The sequence below is a fragment of the Paenibacillus rigui genome (genome assembly GCF_002234615.1).
Classification (GTDB): Bacteria; Bacillota; Bacilli; order Paenibacillales; family NBRC-103111; genus Paenibacillus_S; species Paenibacillus_S rigui.
In genome coordinates this window covers 125,359-142,882 of record NZ_NMQW01000013.1, presented here as the reverse complement: position 1 = coordinate 142,882, position 17,524 = coordinate 125,359, and the positions used below count along the sequence as shown (strand labels likewise).

The 17,524-nt window shown below is 49.4% G+C and carries 15 protein-coding genes and 1 riboswitch; of the genes, 10 read left to right on the top strand and 5 right to left on the bottom strand.

Translation table 11 applies throughout. The features are described from left to right. The first annotated feature begins 272 nt into the window (after positions 1 to 272). Positions 273 to 590, top strand: coding sequence for a cupin domain-containing protein (locus CF651_RS09350; RefSeq protein ID WP_094014593.1), 318 nt, complete (start codon positions 273 to 275; stop codon positions 588 to 590). Between the two features lie 158 nt (positions 591 to 748). Here CF651_RS09350 and CF651_RS09345 read toward each other — a convergent pair whose 3' ends face one another. Continuing rightward, a complete protein-coding gene (locus CF651_RS09345; protein WP_094014592.1) occupies positions 749 to 1,573 on the bottom strand; it encodes a helix-turn-helix transcriptional regulator in 825 nt (274 codons plus the stop codon). A gap of 176 nt (positions 1,574 to 1,749) precedes the next feature. Between CF651_RS09345 and CF651_RS09340 the strand changes: the two genes are divergently transcribed. After that, entirely contained in the window at positions 1,750 to 2,499 is a 750-nt protein-coding gene (locus CF651_RS09340; RefSeq protein ID WP_094014591.1) for an SDR family oxidoreductase, read from the top strand. A 165-nt stretch (positions 2,500 to 2,664) separates the two neighbouring features. Here the strand turns inward: CF651_RS09340 and CF651_RS09335 are convergent, their stop codons facing one another. Then, positions 2,665 to 2,958, bottom strand: a complete 294-nt coding sequence (locus CF651_RS09335; RefSeq protein ID WP_094014590.1) for a DUF3055 domain-containing protein — start codon at positions 2,956 to 2,958, stop codon at positions 2,665 to 2,667. A gap of 199 nt (positions 2,959 to 3,157) precedes the next feature. Here CF651_RS09335 and ilvD point away from each other — a divergent pair, with 199 nt between their 5' ends. Then, on the top strand, positions 3,158 to 4,843 hold the full coding sequence (gene ilvD, locus CF651_RS09330; protein ID WP_094014589.1) for a dihydroxy-acid dehydratase: 1,686 nt from the start codon (positions 3,158 to 3,160) through the stop codon (positions 4,841 to 4,843). Positions 4,844 to 4,905: 62 nt separating this feature from the next. Here the strand turns inward: ilvD and CF651_RS09325 are convergent, their stop codons facing one another. Continuing rightward, positions 4,906 to 5,187, bottom strand: a complete 282-nt coding sequence (locus tag CF651_RS09325; protein WP_094014588.1) for a hypothetical protein — start codon at positions 5,185 to 5,187, stop codon at positions 4,906 to 4,908. A gap of 278 nt (positions 5,188 to 5,465) precedes the next feature. On the opposite strand from CF651_RS09325, the gene CF651_RS09320 reads away from it, so the two are divergent. After that, complete coding sequence (locus CF651_RS09320) at positions 5,466 to 6,482, top strand: HRDC domain-containing protein (RefSeq protein WP_094014587.1); 1,017 nt, start codon at positions 5,466 to 5,468, stop codon at positions 6,480 to 6,482. 118 nt (positions 6,483 to 6,600) lie between these two features. On the opposite strand, the gene corA is transcribed toward CF651_RS09320, so the two are convergent. Continuing rightward, positions 6,601 to 7,536, bottom strand: a complete 936-nt coding sequence (gene corA / locus CF651_RS09315; RefSeq protein ID WP_094014586.1) for a magnesium/cobalt transporter CorA — start codon at positions 7,534 to 7,536, stop codon at positions 6,601 to 6,603. 517 nt (positions 7,537 to 8,053) lie between these two features. Continuing rightward, positions 8,054 to 8,194, top strand: a riboswitch (SAM riboswitch). Positions 8,195 to 8,301: 107 nt separating this feature from the next. On the opposite strand from corA, the gene metA reads away from it, so the two are divergent. The 4 genes from metA (at position 8,302) to mqnC (ending at position 12,922) form a co-directional block, all read left to right on the top strand. Next, complete coding sequence (gene metA / locus CF651_RS09310; protein WP_094014585.1) at positions 8,302 to 9,228, top strand: homoserine O-acetyltransferase MetA; 927 nt, start codon at positions 8,302 to 8,304, stop codon at positions 9,226 to 9,228. Then, entirely contained in the window at positions 9,225 to 10,406 is a 1,182-nt protein-coding gene (locus CF651_RS09305; RefSeq protein WP_094014584.1) for an aminotransferase class I/II-fold pyridoxal phosphate-dependent enzyme, read from the top strand. Before metA ends, CF651_RS09305 begins: the two co-directional genes overlap by 4 nt. Before the next feature lie 5 nt (positions 10,407 to 10,411). After that, entirely contained in the window at positions 10,412 to 11,578 is a 1,167-nt protein-coding gene (locus tag CF651_RS09300; RefSeq protein ID WP_094014583.1) for a trans-sulfuration enzyme family protein, read from the top strand. A 207-nt stretch (positions 11,579 to 11,785) separates the two neighbouring features. Further along, complete coding sequence (mqnC, locus tag CF651_RS09295) at positions 11,786 to 12,922, top strand: cyclic dehypoxanthinyl futalosine synthase (RefSeq protein WP_094014582.1); 1,137 nt, start codon at positions 11,786 to 11,788, stop codon at positions 12,920 to 12,922. A gap of 57 nt (positions 12,923 to 12,979) precedes the next feature. Here the strand turns inward: mqnC and CF651_RS09290 are convergent, their stop codons facing one another. Next, positions 12,980 to 14,002, bottom strand: a complete 1,023-nt coding sequence (locus tag CF651_RS09290) for a GGDEF domain-containing protein (RefSeq protein ID WP_245855805.1) — start codon at positions 14,000 to 14,002, stop codon at positions 12,980 to 12,982. Positions 14,003 to 14,271: 269 nt separating this feature from the next. On the opposite strand from CF651_RS09290, the gene CF651_RS09285 reads away from it, so the two are divergent. Then, positions 14,272 to 15,189, top strand: coding sequence for a putative sporulation protein YtxC (locus CF651_RS09285; protein WP_094014580.1), 918 nt, complete (start codon positions 14,272 to 14,274; stop codon positions 15,187 to 15,189). Positions 15,190 to 15,496: 307 nt separating this feature from the next. Then, positions 15,497 to 17,437, top strand: a complete 1,941-nt coding sequence (gene thrS / locus CF651_RS09280) for a threonine--tRNA ligase (protein ID WP_094014579.1) — start codon at positions 15,497 to 15,499, stop codon at positions 17,435 to 17,437. Positions 17,438 to 17,524: the final 87 nt, after the last annotated feature.

Genomic DNA, 17,524 nt, shown 5'->3' with positions numbered 1-17,524 from the left:
TTAATCACATAGTATTAGCTCCTACAGCAGGCTGGAACGGCATTTGTCCTTCCAGTGAAAGTGCCCCGATGGGTAGGGGTGGACGTAAACGTAAACGTCATGCAACAGGAAAACGGCATGTATTATACTCGTTATCGTGCATAACTTCATAATCTGCGTTTCCGACAAGCGCAGCTGAAAAAAAGACAATTCAACCGCAACCATTTTCAGGTATAATAGAAATGATTATTTCGGATCATAGACGCCATTTTCATTCTTTAGGAGGATACCAGATGAGTAACATTGGAGTATGGGAAAATGCGGAGCCGGGCGTTAAGCGCAAAATCTTCGAGCCGGGCCAAACGATCATGATGATGGAAGTTCACTTTGAGGCCAATGCCGAGGGTTACGTACATAGCCACCCGCATGAGCAGCTGTCCTACTGCCTGAAGGGCAAGCTTGAATTCACGATTGACGGCGAGAAGCATGTCATCGGTCAGGGCGAAACGATCTATATCCCAAGCGGTGCGAAGCATGGCGCGCTCGCGCTGGAGCCGAGCATTCTGCTGGATACCTTTACACCGGTTCGTGAAGATCTGGTAAAGCGGTAAACAGAAGTACCTGGATATCCTTTCAAAAGACCTTGTCGCATGGTTACCAAAAAAGCTTATCCAAGTTTAAAAGTTGGATAAGCTTTTTTGGTAACCATGGTGTGGAGTCTAAACTTTTCACGGTAGGGGCTTTCCTTTTGGCGGGAAAGCCCCTCATTTTACAATAAACCTTCTAATTGTTCGTTAGTTCCCGTATTTTCGATTGGCGTGTATACCCTCATCACGAAGTCGCCGCTTTCAGAGACAGCAAAAGTATTGTAGCGAAATGTCAGCCGGCCTGCTTCGGGATGAAGCATCACTTGTTCCCCTTCCGAATTCCCGGAAACGTCATGCCGTCCCCACCACTCCCTGAATTCTTGGCTGCTCTCGCATAGCTTACTAACTAATTCCTGATACCACGGATCGTTCATGTGCAAGACATAACGGCTTCTGAAATGGGCCAGCAGTAAGGTTGCGACATCTTCCCAGTTGGCGATGCGAGCTTTATTTTTCTCCAGCACGAAGACGCGCCAAAGCATATTTCTCTCGATTTCCTTCAATTGATGAAAGTCTCCGCATAAATTGCTTGCCATTTGGTTCCATGCAGAAACGTTCCAGCGTTTGTCGATCACATAGGCCGGGTAGGTTCCCAACCTGTCGAGAATCTGCTGAAGAGCCGGAGGAACGGATTCGTCAGCCGCTGCATTCGGAGGCAGAGAAGGGTTCGCCAGAGCAAAAAGATGGTTGCGTTCGTCGTTGCTGAGCCGGAGTGCCCGGACCAGACTCTCCAGCACTTGCTCCGACACTTGGATATCCCTCCCCTGCTCGAGCGCGGTGTACCAGGGCAAGGAAATGCCCGATAAGCTTGCCACTTCCTCCCGCCTTAAGCCAGGCGTACGGCGGCGCGAGGCTCCAGCCTGCAGTCCCGCCTCATGCGGAGATAAACGTTCGCGGCGGGTACGGAGGAAATTGGCCAGTTCTTTGCGTCTTCTTTCATTATTCATAATGATGATAGTCTCCCATCGTAATAGAATTTATAGCAGTATCCCGAATAATACTATAAATGAAGACCTGTTTGTCAGTTACAACTCAAATTATAATTGACTTGTCGCCCGTAGTGAAGGAGGAACGGAGCTGAAGCCTGAAGCCTAAAAACATAACGCATAAAGAGGGAGATTGTATGATAAAACCAGACCAAAACGAATGCAGTAGAACATTGAAAGGCAAGCGTATTATCCTCCTTGGAGGAACGTCCGGAGTCGGATTCGCAACAGCCGAAGCTGCAGCGCGGGAAGGGGCGTCCGTAGTCGTAGTATCCAGCCGAAAAGAGAGAGTTGACGCGGCCATATCGCGTCTTCCCCACGGCGCGGAAGGATATTCGGCCGATCTCACGAATGAGGATGAGATTCGCGAATTATTCGACCAAATCGGCGAATTTGACCACTTGGTTTTCACCGCCGGCGAGTCCTTGCAAGTCGAAAGCCTCAGCGCAATGGATGTAGACGCGGCGCGCCGGTCTTTCAACCTGCGGTACTGGGGGGCGTTCATGGCCGCTAAGTACGGCAGCAGGAACATGAGACAGGGCGGTTCCATCACGTTGACTTCCGGCGCCGCCGGAGCCAGGCCGCAAAAAGGCTTGACGGTCGCAGCCAGCATATGCGGCGCTATTGAGGCACTGACCAGGGCGCTGGCCGTTGAGCTTGGCCCGCTGCGCGTCAATGCCGTTTGTCTCGGACTCATGCGTACGGAACTGTGGGACGGCATTCCCGAACAAGACAGGAACGCGATGTATGAGAACGTCGGAAAAAACCTCCCTGTTGGCCGGGTGGGAGAACCGGAAGACGCAGCCGAGGCGTATCTGTACTTCATTCGCGAAAAATATTCCACAGGACAGATCGTAGTCGTAGACGGCGGTTCGACGCTGGTGTAACAATTGCGGCCTAAAATAGCGCTTTGCTATACACTGGGAATAAACTGTCGATTACAAAAGTGTGGCACCCCCCAGTGTTCAAAATAATGCTGATTGAAGCAAAAAGACCGAATCCTCCGCCGTTTCAAGGCGTTTGATTCGGTCTTTCCTGTTCCGGGCTGTCGCTTAAATATCGGTGAAATGAATCGTGCCGACGATCTGCTCCAAGAAGTGCGTCAGCTCTATCGCTTCTTCTTCGGTTACTTTGTAGACGTGCTCGATGTAGCCTTCCTCCTGCAAGTCATCGGGCCCGATAACGGCAGTACGGCCGGACTGCAGGTCGGTGACCATTTTTTTACCGTAGAAACGGTTCGTGTTCGTAATCGCCAAGTCAAAGCGGCGCATCGATTCGCCCACAAAACAGACAAACCGGGTCGTCGTATCCTCGGTCGAGTCGTATAAATAATCCAGTTCAGACATGTTCGCCCACACTCCGTTCTATTAATGCTGCTGTCGTAGTTTGATTATACATGAATACGTGCATGCGGGCAAAAGGCTTCCATCATTATTTCGTGTCTGAACATTTTCATTTCTGTGCAAACATGATAGAATTTATAGAATGATAGAACCACGTTAAGGGAATATCTTAATTACACCATACTGGGAGGCCTTACGTCTAATGTCCAAGCCAAAAATGAGAAGTGACATGATTAAAAAAGGTTTCGACCGTGCTCCTCACCGCAGCTTGCTGCGTGCAGCCGGCGTTAAAGAAGAAGATTTCGATAAACCGTTTATTGCGGTATGTAACTCTTACATTGATATTGTTCCGGGCCATGTCCATTTGCAGGAATTCGGTAAAATTGTAAAAGAAGCGATCCGCGAAGCGGGCGGCGTTCCATTCGAGTTCAACACGATCGGTGTAGACGACGGGATCGCGATGGGCCACATCGGTATGCGCTACTCCCTCCCAAGCCGTGAGATTATCGCAGACTCTTTGGAGACGGTTGTTTCCGCTCACTGGTTTGACGGTATGGTTTGTATCCCGAACTGTGACAAAATCACCCCAGGGATGATGATGGGCGCGCTTCGCGTGAACATCCCGACGATGTTCGTCAGCGGCGGCCCGATGAAAGCCGGCAGAACGAGCGACGGCCGTGCGATTTCCCTGACTTCCGTTTTTGAAGGCGTAGGTGCCTTCCAAGTCGGCAAAATCGACGAGAAAAGCTTGCTTGAGCTGGAGCAATACGGTTGCCCGACTTGCGGCTCCTGTTCCGGTATGTTCACGGCGAACTCCATGAACTGCCTGGCAGAAGGCCTTGGTCTTGCACTGCCTGGTAACGGCACAATCCTTGCGATCTCCGAAGACCGCAAAGAATTCGTGAAGCGTTCCGCGAAGCAGTTGATGGAACTGATCAAGCTGGACATCAAGCCTCGCGATATCGTTACGATGGAAGCGATCGATAACGCGTTTGCTTTGGATATGGCGATGGGCGGCTCCACGAATACGGTTCTTCATACGTTGGCGTTGGCACACGAAGCGGGCTTCGAATACCCGATCGAGCGCATCAACGAAATCGCGAACCGCGTGCCACATTTGGCCAAAATTGCACCTGCATCCGATTACCACATCGAAGATGTACACAATGCAGGCGGCGTGAGCGCAATCATCAACGAGCTGCTGAAAAAGCCGGGCGCGTTGAACGGCGATTGCATTACTGTAACAGGCAAAACGCTTCGCGAGAATGTTGCAGGCTGCGAAATTCTGGATAAGGATGTTATCCATCCGTTGGATAACCCACACTCCGAGCGCGGCGGTCTGGCTGTATTGTTCGGTAACCTGGCGCCTAGAGGCTCCATTATCAAAGTCGGAGCGGTAGACAAATCCGTCGGCGGCTATCACAAAGGGCCTGCTATCTGCTTTGATTCCCAGGAAGACGCTTTGTACGGTATTGCGAACGGACACGTTAAAGAAGGTCACGTTGTCGTTATCCGCTACGAAGGTCCGAAGGGTGGACCCGGTATGCCTGAGATGCTGGCCCCTACATCGCAAATCGTTGGGATGGGTCTGGGTGCTAAAGTCGGCTTGATTACCGACGGACGTTTCTCTGGTGCTTCCCGCGGTATTTCCATCGGTCACATCTCTCCGGAAGCCGCTGAAGGCGGTCCGATTGCTTTCGTCGAGAACGGCGACATCATCGAGCTGGATTTGGAGAACCGTACAATCAACTTGCAAATCTCGGATGAAGAATTCGAGAAACGCAGAGCAAATTGGAAAGGCTTCGAGCCGAAGGTAACGACAGGCTACCTGGCGCGTTACTCCAAGCTGGTCACCAATGCGAGCACTGGCGGCGTTATGAAGGTGTAATTTTTCAAAAGCTGGAAAATAGAACGGCAGCGAGGAGCTTGTGTCCTCCTGCCGTTTTTTGCCTACTCGTCCCGATCGACGATTTTATCGTCTTCTCCGGGATAATCACGGTATAACCCTTCATGCAGCTCGCGATTTTCATAAGCGAAGCGGTTGGGAGGCCGCTGGGATTCACGCCAAGGCGTGCTTTTACCGAGCGATTCTGTCATTTTGCTAGCTCCATAGGGGCCTTCAGGGAATTCTTCGGCAATAAGATCGTTGCGCTGCGATTCCACCGATTTAAAATCCGTATATTTATGACGGTCCTCTTCAATAAATCCATCCTGATTCGGGTCTGGGCACATCCTGACACGCACCTCTTTTCGTAATTTGGGTTGGCTTTCCGGTCAGTCTATTTTTCCCTGGTTCGCTCAATTTATCCTAAGGCACCCGGGTGACTCGACTTTCGCGCACATGCATTCGGTCTGGATTAACTTTAAAGATCATGGATTGCATTTACCCAGGCCCTATGATAAAATGGGAATAATTTCAAACCGCAGAGGAAGCACCTCTCTTACCACGTGTAGGAGATGTGCTTTTTTGCGTTCGGTTTGAAAATATTCCGCCCAGGAGGGATGCTAGCATGCAAATGTTGTTTCTGAACAGTTTGGAGAAAAAGGTGGGGGAAGATCGGGTTCGCAGTGCACAGGTTTCTATCGGAGAGGATCAGGGACGCTGGTTTGTCGCTTGGCAAGAGACGAAGGAAGACGGAACGCTCCATCATGAGGATTGGTACGAGGGGACAGGCTGGGAAGAGATGATGACGGTATTCCGTGAGCAGATGATGTCCAAGCAAAGCGGGGGCTTTCAACCGATGCTGGATGTGGTGATGCTTCCTGAGCTCGCCTCTCTCGACAGCCGTTCAGCCCAAGTGCAGCTGCTGCACTACTACAGTGAGTTTCATTCGAACGAAGCGTTGTATGAGGAGCTGCGTCAGTGGAGGCTGAAGCAAGCAAATAAGGAGGGCAGGGCGCCCTATTTGGTGGCGACGAATCGCCTGCTTCGCCTGATCTGCACCTTCTTGCCCCAAACGGTCGATGAGCTGAGGCAGCTGCCGGGACTCGGAGCCAACAAAGCGACGCTGTACGGAGAGGAACTGATCGGCTTTACTCAAATGTATACGCAGTCCCAGCCGTTTCCGCTTCATTGGGTAGAAGCAGAAATCAATCCGGTACAGTTTAATGCCTGGCTCCAGCATGAGAAGGAACGTAAACGTCAGGTGGAGCAGAGCAAGCAGGAGCAGAAGCGTAAGCTGCTGGAGGCCATTACCCGCGGCGACGGCCTGGAGGATCTTCGAGAGCAGACACAGCTGCAGCGAAGAGAGCTCATGCTCCTCATGGAGGAGCTGGACAGAGAGGGCTACGACCTGGAGCCTTATATTGTGACGCTGCTGCAGGATGTTCCGACCGAGGAGCAGGAGATTGCTTGGGCTGCGTTCGAGCTGCAGGGCGACCGTTACTTGAAACCGATATTGCAGACGCTCTATAAGGATCAGGAAGAAATGGATTACGAGACCCGAGACCGGATCTATGAATGGCTTCGGTTGCTGAGAATGAAATTCCGCCGTGCCCAAGGTATAAGCAGAGCGGAAGCGGTCTAAGGCCATTCGACCGATTGAATCATAGCCGTTCGAGTCCGGTGTTCATATCATACAAAGACCCTGCACACATTCTTGAACGAATGTGAAACAGGGCCTTTGTCATTAAAAGTATGATTTCTCATAGCCAATCCTTTTTACGGAACAAGAAAAACATCGACAGACCGACAACGAGCATAAACAGCAGCACGGTAATGTCGCCGTATTCCCAGTGCATCCCTGGGATATTCTCGAAGTTCATTCCGTAGATACCGGTAATGAACGTCAGCGGCATGAAGATTGTCGTTAACGCGGTGAACACGCGCATGATTTCATTCGCCCGGTTGGCGACGCTGGATTGGTAAGCCTCTCGTAAGTTGCCCATCAAATCGCGGAACGTATCGAACGTTTCCGAAATTTTCACGGCATTCTCATAGATGTCGCCGAAATATTTTTTTAGCTGCTCGCTGATAAGCCGCAGCTCCTTTTTATGCAGCGTGGCAATCACTTCTTTTTGCGGAACAAGTACCTTTTTGAGCCATAATATTTCGCTTCGCAGTCCGATGATTTCATTCAAATGCGTTTTTTTCGTATGCATGAGGATATCTTCCTCAAGCTTCTCGATTTTGGCTTCGATCCGGTCGCCAACATTCGTGTAATTATCGACGACCAAGTCAATCAAGTGATACAGGAAGCGGTCGGAAGTCGTAACTTCCTCTTCCCACAGGATCGGCTTCAGAGCTCTCAGCTCGTTGATCTTTTGCCGGGTCACCGTAATGATATAATGTCTGCCGAGAAAAATGTTCAGCGCCCGCAGAAAAATTTCTTCATCGTCGAATCGGATGCTGTTAACTACGATAAAATAGTTCGAATCATAAAGCTCAATTTTCGGACGCTGCTCTTCTTCGGTCAAGCAATCCTCAACGGCTAGTTCATGAAGATGAAATAAGGGCTGTAGGATGACCAGATCCTCCACGTCGGCATCTATCCAATAAAAGCCTTGAGCCGGTGGATCCATTGTTTGTGTAATATCCTCTACTAAAGTAAAAATGCCGTCCTGCACCAAGCGTGCTTTCATCTGCTCCACCCCTTCACATAATTGCATCGTGAGGAATACAGACGGAAAAAGCGTCGCGGTTCGCAGCAGGACGGCACCCTATAGGGTAAGATCATGAAAAGAGAATCCTTGTACATTGAAATGGATTCACTCATCAAATCAAATGATTAGAATGGGGTATAATAAGGGTCCGGTGCATACGAAGCGTCGGCGTTAGCCATCGGCATTCCAAACGGAATATTCGGTTGTAATTGAACGTAGATGCTACTCCTCGGGTCTCCGTCCATTCGTTTGCTGCACCCCTTTGCAAGTGTTGTCGAATCACTTGTCTAGTATAACCCTTCAATTTCCACTCAGCAAGGGGCAAGAGCCCAAATTGGTTAAAAAAGCTGTACCGTTAACAGCCGAATGCGATGTAATAATAACTTACCCATATCATGCCCCAAAAACAAAAATTGGCCATGCTTTGTGACTTGACGATAGAATCGTTTTCGTATACATTAATCTATATAACAATTTCATAAACCAAAGATTCAAACTCTTATCAAGAGCAGGTGGAGGGACTAGCCCGATGATACCCGGCAACCGACAAACTTTTGTTTTTCACGTTCTGCGTGAAGGATGGAGGAATGCACGGTGCTAAATCTTGCGGAGGCGATAAGCTTCTGAGAGATGAGAGAGGACATTTGTTGAAATGACAAGGCCTTTCTCGTGCGCGCGCGAAAAGGCCTTTTTAGCGCCTTTTTGCAGGAAAAAACGACCCACACAAAAAGGAGTGATTGTCCGATGCCTATTAAAATCCCTGATCATTTACCTGCCAAAGAAATTTTAACGAACGAAAATATATTCGTGATGTCCGAAACCGAGGCGTATCATCAAGATATTCGTCCTCTCCGCATAGCCATATTGAACCTCATGCCTACCAAGGAAACGACGGAAACGCAAATCTTGCGTCTCATTGGCAATACGCCGGTACAGGTGGAATTCGTACTCCTGCACCCGAAGACACATACGTCCAAAAACACGTCGCCCGAGCATTTGGAGCAGTTCTACAAAACGTTCGACGATGTGCGGGCGGAGAAGTTTGACGGCATGATCATTACCGGTGCGCCGGTAGAACAGCTTGATTTTGAAGACGTATACTACTGGGATGAACTGAAGCAGATTATGGAATGGAGCAATCACAATGTGACGTCCACCCTTCATATTTGCTGGGCTGCGCAAGCCGGCCTGTACCATCACTTCGGCGTGCCGAAATATGCCCTCGAGCAAAAGGTATTTGGCGTATTCCCTCATTTGATCACGAAGCAAAATGTGAAGCTGCTCCGCGGCTTTGACGAAATGTTCTTTGTTCCGCAATCCAGACATACGGAAGTGCGCAGAGAGGATATCGAGCACATCAGCGAGCTTGAGATTTTATCGGAGTCTCCGGAAGCGGGCGTGTACATTGTTGGAACGAAGGACGGCAAGCATATTTTCGTAACGGGGCACTCTGAATATGATGCCTGTACTTTAAAATACGAGTATGACCGCGACATCAACAAAGGCCTGGATATTGCCGTTCCCAAAAACTACTACCCGAATGATGATCCTACCAAAGAACCGCTGGTGTCATGGCGCGCCCATGCCAACCTGTTGTTTTCCAACTGGTTGAATTATTACGTATACCAAGAGACGCCGTACGATTTGCACAAGGAGGAGTATTCCATATGAATGAACAATTCAAAGACTTGAAAATAGAGAGCAGGCTGGCTCAAATCGGGTCGGTGGAGGAGCCAGTGACAGGCGCTGTCAGCTTCCCCATCTATCAATCGACGGCTTTCCGCCATCCGAAGCTGGGACAGAGCACGGGCTTTGATTACGCTCGCACGAAAAGTCCGACAAGGAAGGTGCTCGAGGAAGCCATCGCTCAGCTGGAATCCGGTGATGCGGGCTTTGCCTGCAGCTCGGGTATGGCGGCGCTGCAAACAATTTTCACCCTGTTCAGCCAAGGGGACCATCTGATCGTATCCCTGGATCTGTACGGCGGAACGTACCGTTTGCTTGAAAAAATTATGTCGCGTTTCGGCGTAACGGCTACTTATGTAGATACGAATGACCTCGATGCGCTTGAATCGCATTATCGTCCGAATACGAAAGCGGTTGTGGTCGAAACACCTACGAATCCGCTGATGATGATTACGGATTTGGAGAAGGTTTGCGGCTGGGCCAAGAAGAAGAACCTGCTGTCCATTGTAGACAATACGCTGCTGACGCCATTCTTCCAACGTCCGATTGAGCTTGGAGCCGATGTAGTTATCCATAGTGCAACCAAATATTTAGGCGGTCATAATGACGTGCTTGCCGGACTCATCGTTACGAAAGGGAAGGAATTGTCCGAGCAAATGGCGTTCTTACATAATTCCATCGGTGCGGTGCTGAATCCTCAGGACAGCTGGCTGTTGATGAGAGGAATGAAGACGCTGGCCATCCGGATGGAACGCCATGAGTATAATGCTACGCGTATGGCTGCATTTTTGCTTGAGCATCCTCAAGTCGAATCCGTATATTATCCGGGACTGGAAAGTCATCCGGCCTATGAGATTCAGAAGAAGCAATCGTCAGGGAATACAGGTATTTTCTCCTTCAAAATGAAGGACGCCCGGTTCATCGAGCCGATTCTGCGCCATATCCGTTTGATTGCTTTCGCTGAAAGCTTGGGCGGCGTGGAATCGTTGATGACTTATCCTGCAGTTCAGACACACGCGGACATTCCGGAGGAAATCCGCCGGCAGATCGGTGTCGATGACCGTTTGCTTCGCTACTCTGTCGGTATCGAGCACATTGACGACTTGATCGCCGATCTGTCGAGAGCCATTGACTTGGCACAGGCCGAAATTGAGGGGGCTTAACATTTATGGGCAGCGAGAACAATAACTTCAAGCAGCGGCAGTTTGCGACGAAGCTGATTCATTTCGGCAAAGAGATCGACCCGGCCACAGGCGCATCCAGCACACCGATTTACCAAGCATCGACCTTTCATCAGGCAGATGTCGATGCCAATCAAGAATATGATTATACGCGTTCGGGCAATCCGACCCGGCAAGCACTGGAGGACTATATCACTCTCTTGGAGGGCGGTACGCGCGGGTTTGCCTTTGCTTCAGGCATGGCGGCGATATCCGCAGCCTTCATGCTTTTGTCCGCAGGCGACCATGTCATCTGCACAGAAGACGTATATGGGGGAACCTATCGTCTGCTAAGCACGATTATGACACGGATGAATGTGGAGACGACCTTCGTCGACATGACGGACTTGGACAAAGTGAAGGCGGCACTCAAGCCGAATACGAAAGCGGTGTTCCTCGAGACTCCGTCGAATCCGACCTTGAAAATTACCGATATCGCTGCCGTCACGACTTGGGCCAAGGAGCACGACCTGCTCACGATGCTGGATAATACGTTCATGACGCCGTACCATCAGCGTCCGATCGAGCTTGGAGTCGACATTGTGCTGCACAGCGCGACGAAGTTTTTGGGAGGCCACAGTGACGTAACAGCGGGTCTGGCCGTTGTCGCCAATGATAGCCTGAGCCGCCGGATGAAGCAGGTACAGAACGGCCTCGGCACCATTCTCGGCGTGTCGGATTCGTGGCTCCTAATGCGCGGGATGAAGACGCTCCAGACACGGATGGAAGCGCACGAGGTCAGCGCCAACCGTTTGGCGTCTTGGCTCTCGGCTCATCCGGGGGTAGAGCATGTGTATTACCCTGGCTTGGAATTTCATCCGGGACGAGCCATTCATGAGAAGCAGTCCCGCGGCTATGGAGCGGTAGTCTCCTTCGATGTTGGCTCGGGAGAGAGAGCCAAGCAGGTGCTGGCAAAGGTTCAAATCCCTCTTGTCGCCGTAAGCTTAGGCGCAGTAGAGAGCATCTTGTCTTATCCTGCGATGATGTCCCATGCCGCGATGCCAAGAGAGGTTCGGCTGGAGCGGGGCATCACCGATGGTCTGATTCGATACTCGGTCGGCCTCGAACATATCGACGATTTGCTTGAGGACCTGGAGCAGGCGCTTCAGGGATAACGCAAGCGAATCACAAAAGCTGGAGCCGGTGGGAAAGGCTGACAACCATCGGCTCTTTTCTTTGGCCGGTGGGCCGCCAATCGTTCACAACTTGATGAACAGCTTCCTTTTTTAATGACGAAGCCCATAGTTTGTGGTACGATGATTTCATGAGTTTTTTCGAGCACTAAATACATTGTGAAAATAAGTACAAAGGAGTGAGCGAATATGAGTTCCATCGATGGTATTTTGGACCGTGCTCTGGCAGGGAACCGGATCAGCGTGGAGGATTGTATTCAATTATATGAATCCGATGAAATAGAGAAAATGGGGCACGTGGCCAATCAAATCATGCTGCGTTTTCACCCTGAGCCTATTACGACCTTCGTCGTCGGACGTAATATTAACTATACGAATATTTGTGATGTTTATTGCCGGTTTTGTGCCTTTTACCGCGCCCCGGGCTCCAAGGAGGGCTATGTGCTGCCGGATGAAACCATTTTCAAGAAAATCCAGGAGACACTGGATGTGAATGGTACCGAAATCCTAATGCAGGGTGGAACCAACCCGGATCTTCCTTTTACCTATTACACGAACCTGCTGCGCGAAATTAAGAAGCGCTTCAACATAACTATGCATTCCTTCTCTCCGGCGGAAATTATGAAAATGAAGGAAGTTTCGAACGGCCTTTCTTTGGAGGAAGTGGTCAGAGAGCTGCATGCTGCGGGCTTGGACTCCCTTCCCGGCGGAGGAGGAGAAATACTCGACGACCGCACGCGCAGAAAGATCAGCCGTCAAAAGGGCTCGTGGCGCGATTGGATGGATGTGATGCAAACCGCTCACCGCATAGGGATGTCGACGACCGCAACCATGGTCATCGGCTTCGGTGAATCGATGGAGGAGCGTGCGCTGCATCTGCTGCGTGTTCGTGATGCGCAGGACGAATGTATCGCGAATGGCTACAAGTCTCCTGGCTTCCTTGCTTTCATCTCATGGACGTTCCAGCCGGACAACACGAATTTGAAGGCGGAAAAGCTCGGACCGGACGAATATTTGAAAAATGTGGCGATCAGCCGCATTATGCTCGATAATATTCCGAATTTCCAATCCTCTTGGGTAACGATGGGACCTGAAATCGGTAAAAAGTCACTGCATTTCGGGTGCAACGATTTCGGCAGTACAATGATCGAAGAGAACGTTGTATCGGCTGCAGGAACGACACATAAGGTCAACATCGGCTCAACGCTGCAGCTTATTCGTGAGGCAGGTAAAATTCCAGCGCAGCGGAACACGCGTTACGAGATTCTCCGAATGTTCGATCAGGAAGACGAGAAAGTCGAGAAGGACTTCATTATGCAAAACTAAAGGCAGTATAAAGCCTAACAAAAACAACGACCTTGTGAGCTTTCACGGGTCGTTGTTTCATTTTGGCGGCCGATAGACAATGGTGCGGTTACGCCCGCTTCGTTTGGCTTCGTAAAGTGCGGAGTCGGCACCTGCGAACAATTCCTCTTTGCTGCAGCCCTTTTTATAATCATGTACACCGATACTGATCGTTACTGACTGCCCCTTAAGCTCCTCGTGAGACATTCCCTCGATGCGTTTTCGAATATTTTCCAAATTCAGCAGCGATTCTCCCAATTCCATATCTGTGAAAATAATCGCAAATTCCTCTCCGCCATACCTTGCGGGAAAGTCATTTAGTGAGACCATCTCTTTCATCGTCTGTGCGACTTTGGTCAAGACGGCATCTCCTGCCCGGTGACCATATGTGTCATTCACCTTTTTGAAATGATCGATATCCAGCAGCGCAAGCTGAAAAGAGAATTTGTATTTTTCACCCTGCTCGATTAGCTTGTCCAAGTATTCATGGAACGCCATATGATTATACAGGTCTGTGAGCGCATCGGTTTTGGCCAGCTTGTCCATAATAATATTCTTGATCAGCAAATCTTGACTGGAGGCGATAGATGTTCTCAAATGGGCCATTAGCTCTGAACCTCTGCTCATAATGGCCAGAGCGGCTGCAGCGCCTACGGTTAGGACTGATGTCATAGCTATGAGGTCGGAAACGTTGTATTTGTCATGATAACAAAGGTTCAAAAAGTACAAGGCATAAAAGCAGGTCAGGCTGACCAAGTATGAAAAAACAACCTTGCGAATTTGAAAATAAAAGATCGAAATGAGTATGGGGAGATACAAGATGGTTAACAAAGCACTTACCGTAGGGAAGGTGAAGATGAGTCCAAACGCAATCGCGGCTCCCCCAATAATAATGATGTAATCGTTCCAGCGATTCATCCAATAATGCAAGGCTTCGATACATAATAAGGCTACGCAAATCCAAAGCGTATTCATGGACACAACGGGTGCGTATTGGTTGTTATGGTTGAGGAAGGCGATAAGATTATAGACGGATGTGGCAATAACGGAGATGATGATCATGACCCAATATCCGAATAGCAACTTTCGATTCCAACGAGGTAAATTCACTAATTGTAAAAAGTCAAACCCCATTCAATGTTCACTCCATATATGAGCTGCTTCATTTTTACTGCACAGGCTCGCTGCAAAACGGACACTTCTGAAATGTCCATGAGAGGACGATTTTAATTATCCTTGTTAACTATACCATGGGAAATTGTTGTTTGTATATATGCCCCGGCGCGACCATATACTTAAGAAAGAAGTTAGGGAAGGAAGGAGTGAATAGGATGAAGCTGTTTGCTTTGACCATGATGAAGTCACCGGATGAAGCGGTACATCGGCTGCATAAGGCTGTAGGGGAAGCGATAGAGCGGATGGGGCATGATGATATGACGGTTGAGCTGTTTGGTTCCGAGACCTGCTCGGTCATTCAGGTGAATGGAGTTTTGCCTCGCTTTCAGTTGGACAAACGGGCGGACGCGCTGTACAAAAAAGCTGCAGACGTATTGGCACACTGGATCGTATTGGAAGAGGAAGAAAGGTTAATTCGTTCATTAGTTGCCAAGGATTTTGACTACAAGGAAGAAGACGATATTCGTTCGATATTGAATTATTGCCGGCACATGATTCAAATGGAATCAGCTGAGGATCCCCTGGAGCAAACGACCTTGCGTCGCAAACATAAAATTGCCGAAGCGGCTTACGCCTATTTACAGGAGCAAACCGAGTTAAATATAGACGGATTCATGCGGTTCCGCTTGAGTGCTTATCGCGAAGAGCTGCATGATTTGGCTGAATATGCTATCGATGAATTTTTGATGGATCAGCAGTACCAGGAGTTTATTTCCTTGCTGAAATATTTTGTTTATATTCAAGAAGCCAAAATCCCACTCGCGCATTTGATACATAAGGGTGGCAACGAGTTTCTTTTGCTGAACGACAGGATGGAGCCGATCGATACAAGCGGCAATGAAAACACGTTAACGGTCGAAATGCTGGAAAGAGACATTAATTTCGAGGATGTCATTGTCAGCACCTTGATCTCCGTCTCTCCCCAACAAATCTATATTCACACCCGGGACCCGGAAGTACAGGTTATCCAAACGATTACACAAATATTTGAAAATAGAGTGCAGCTGTGCGAATACTGCCGGTTATGTCAGACGCTTGACCGCTCTGCGGCATCTGATTATAATAAAGGATAGTGCAGAAATCAAAGACAACAATTGCTGAAGTACTGTACAGAGAGAGGAGTCCCGGCTGCAAGCTCCTTCAGTTGAAGCGACAGTAATTTACCCCTTTGTAGCAGAAATATGGAACGCAGGTTGATTTAGGTTAACCTAGTCAAGTATATATTTCCGAGTCATTCCCGTTACCGGATGCTGTTGAGGGTTCGCTGCAAGCGAAAGCGAATCGAACTAGGGTGGAACCACGAGGCCAAGCGCACTCGTCCCTTTTGGGATGATTTGCGCTTTTTTTGTTGTCAAATTTTTGTAATGGAGGCAGATGGGAATGGCAGTAAAAGTATCTTTTCCGGATGGCGCAGTTAGGGAGTATGAGCAAGGAATTACCATTGAAGAAGTAGCAGGTTCCATTAGCTCCGGTCTCAAAAAAAATGCAGTTGTAGGGAAGATCAACGGCAAGGTCGTAGACCTGAATACGCCGATCGAGCAGGATGCAGCTCTAGAAATCGTTACTCTGGATAGTGAAGCAGGCCTTGAAGTGTACCGTCACAGTACCGCCCACTTAATGGCGCAGGCTATCAAACGAATATATGGAGAGAAGGCCGTCAAGCTTGGCATCGGGCCTGTAATCGAAGACGGATTTTACTACGACATTGATTTGGAAACACCGATCACTCCCGAAGATCTTGCCAAGATCGAGAAGGAAATGGAACGTATTGCGCAGGAAAATTTGCCGATTCGCCGCCGTGTTGTAAGCAGAGAAGAAGCGATTCGCACGTTTACGGAGCTTGAGGATCCGTTGAAGCTTGAGCTTATTCGCGATTTGCCAGAGAATGTTGAGCTGACAATCTATGACCAAGGCGAATTTTTTGACTTGTGCCGCGGACCGCACCTGCCTTCCACAGGCCGGATTAAAGCCTTTAAGCTGCTTAGCGTGGCAGGAGCTTACTGGCGGGGCGATGCGAAGAACAAGATGCTGCAGCGTATTTATGGAACGGCGTTCCCCAAAAAAGCCGAGCTGGACGAGCATCTTCATCTTTTGGAGGAAGCCAAAAAACGCGATCACCGCAAGCTGGGCAAAGAGCTCCAGTTTTTCACCTTCTCTCGTGAAGTAGGTCAGGGCCTGCCGCTATGGCTTCCGAACGGGGCGAAGGTTCGCCGTACGATGGAACGCTATATCGTGGACTTGGAAGAAAGATTAGGCTACCATCACGTGTACACACCGGTACTGGCTAATGTGGAGCTGTACAAAACGTCGGGACACTGGGAGCATTATCAAGAGGACATGTTCCCGAAAATGATTATGGACAACGAGGAGCTTGTACTCCGTCCAATGAACTGCCCTCACCATATGATGGTGTATAAGAGCGAAATGCGCAGCTACCGCGATTTGCCGGTACGGGTTGCTGAGCTTGGAACCATGCACCGCTATGAGATGTCGGGAGCGTTGACAGGTCTGCATCGCGTTCGTGCGATGACACTGAACGATGCGCACATTTTCTGTCGTCCGGATCAAATTAAAGAAGAATTTGCCCGTGTAATCAACTTGATTCGTCAAGTGTATGAGGATTTCGGTATCAAAGAATACCGTTTCCGCTTGTCCTACCGTGATCCGCAGGATACGGAGAAATATTTCCCGGACGATGCAATGTGGGAGATGTCCCAGCGCATGCTCCGTGAAGTCGTCGAGGAATTAGGCCTGCCGTTCTTCGAAGCGGAAGGCGAGGCTGCCTTCTATGGTCCGAAGCTGGACGTACAAATCAAAACCGCATTGAAAAAAGAAGAGACGCTTTCCACTGCGCAGCTGGATTTCTTGCTGCCGGAACGCTTCCAGCTGGAGTATGTAGGAGAGGATGGTCAAAAGCACCGTCCGGTTGTTATCCACCGCGGTATTATTTCGACGATGGAACGAATGACGGCGTTCCTGCTTGAAAACTTTGCGGGCGCACTACCGACTTGGTTATGTCCGGTACAAGCCAAGGTGATCCCGGTATCAACTGCTTTTGAAGGCTATGCCAAAGAAGTGGCGGAGAAACTGCAGTACGCAGGGATTCGCGTGGAGTCTGACCTGCGCAACGAGAAATTGGGCTACAAAATTCGTGAAGCCCAGCTGGAGAAAATTCCGTTCATGCTCGTTGTCGGCGAGAATGAGATGAACAGCTCGAGCGTATCCGTCCGCAAACGCGGCGGTGTCGACTTGGGTGTTCAAAGCTTAGACAGTGCTATTGCATTGATTAACGAGGTCATCAGCACGAAACAAATTGATTAATGATTGCTTGAGAAAGATTCGTCCTTTGGAATTGCTCCGAAGGACGAGTCTTTTTCTTTTTTCGTAGGCCGGTGTGTATATAATATT

What these genes read in the sequence shown, in the direction of transcription:
- CF651_RS09350 (WP_094014593.1), top strand. Translation starts at nt 273, where the DNA reads ATGAGTAACATTGGAGTATGGGAAAATGCGGAGCCGGGCGTTAAGCGC.
- CF651_RS09345 (WP_094014592.1), bottom strand. Translation starts at nt 1,573, where the DNA reads ATGAATAATGAAAGAAGACGCAAAGAACTGGCCAATTTCCTCCGTACC.
- CF651_RS09340 (WP_094014591.1), top strand. Translation starts at nt 1,750, where the DNA reads ATGATAAAACCAGACCAAAACGAATGCAGTAGAACATTGAAAGGCAAG.
- CF651_RS09335 (WP_094014590.1), bottom strand. Translation starts at nt 2,958, where the DNA reads ATGTCTGAACTGGATTATTTATACGACTCGACCGAGGATACGACGACC.
- ilvD (WP_094014589.1), top strand. Translation starts at nt 3,158, where the DNA reads ATGTCCAAGCCAAAAATGAGAAGTGACATGATTAAAAAAGGTTTCGAC.
- CF651_RS09325 (WP_094014588.1), bottom strand. Translation starts at nt 5,187, where the DNA reads ATGTGCCCAGACCCGAATCAGGATGGATTTATTGAAGAGGACCGTCAT.
- CF651_RS09320 (WP_094014587.1), top strand. Translation starts at nt 5,466, where the DNA reads ATGCAAATGTTGTTTCTGAACAGTTTGGAGAAAAAGGTGGGGGAAGAT.
- corA (WP_094014586.1), bottom strand. Translation starts at nt 7,536, where the DNA reads ATGAAAGCACGCTTGGTGCAGGACGGCATTTTTACTTTAGTAGAGGAT.
- metA (WP_094014585.1), top strand. Translation starts at nt 8,302, where the DNA reads ATGCCTATTAAAATCCCTGATCATTTACCTGCCAAAGAAATTTTAACG.
- CF651_RS09305 (WP_094014584.1), top strand. Translation starts at nt 9,225, where the DNA reads ATGAATGAACAATTCAAAGACTTGAAAATAGAGAGCAGGCTGGCTCAA.
- CF651_RS09300 (WP_094014583.1), top strand. Translation starts at nt 10,412, where the DNA reads ATGGGCAGCGAGAACAATAACTTCAAGCAGCGGCAGTTTGCGACGAAG.
- mqnC (WP_094014582.1), top strand. Translation starts at nt 11,786, where the DNA reads ATGAGTTCCATCGATGGTATTTTGGACCGTGCTCTGGCAGGGAACCGG.
- CF651_RS09290 (WP_245855805.1), bottom strand. Translation starts at nt 14,002, where the DNA reads ATGATCATCATCTCCGTTATTGCCACATCCGTCTATAATCTTATCGCC.
- CF651_RS09285 (WP_094014580.1), top strand. Translation starts at nt 14,272, where the DNA reads ATGAAGCTGTTTGCTTTGACCATGATGAAGTCACCGGATGAAGCGGTA.
- thrS (WP_094014579.1), top strand. Translation starts at nt 15,497, where the DNA reads ATGGCAGTAAAAGTATCTTTTCCGGATGGCGCAGTTAGGGAGTATGAG.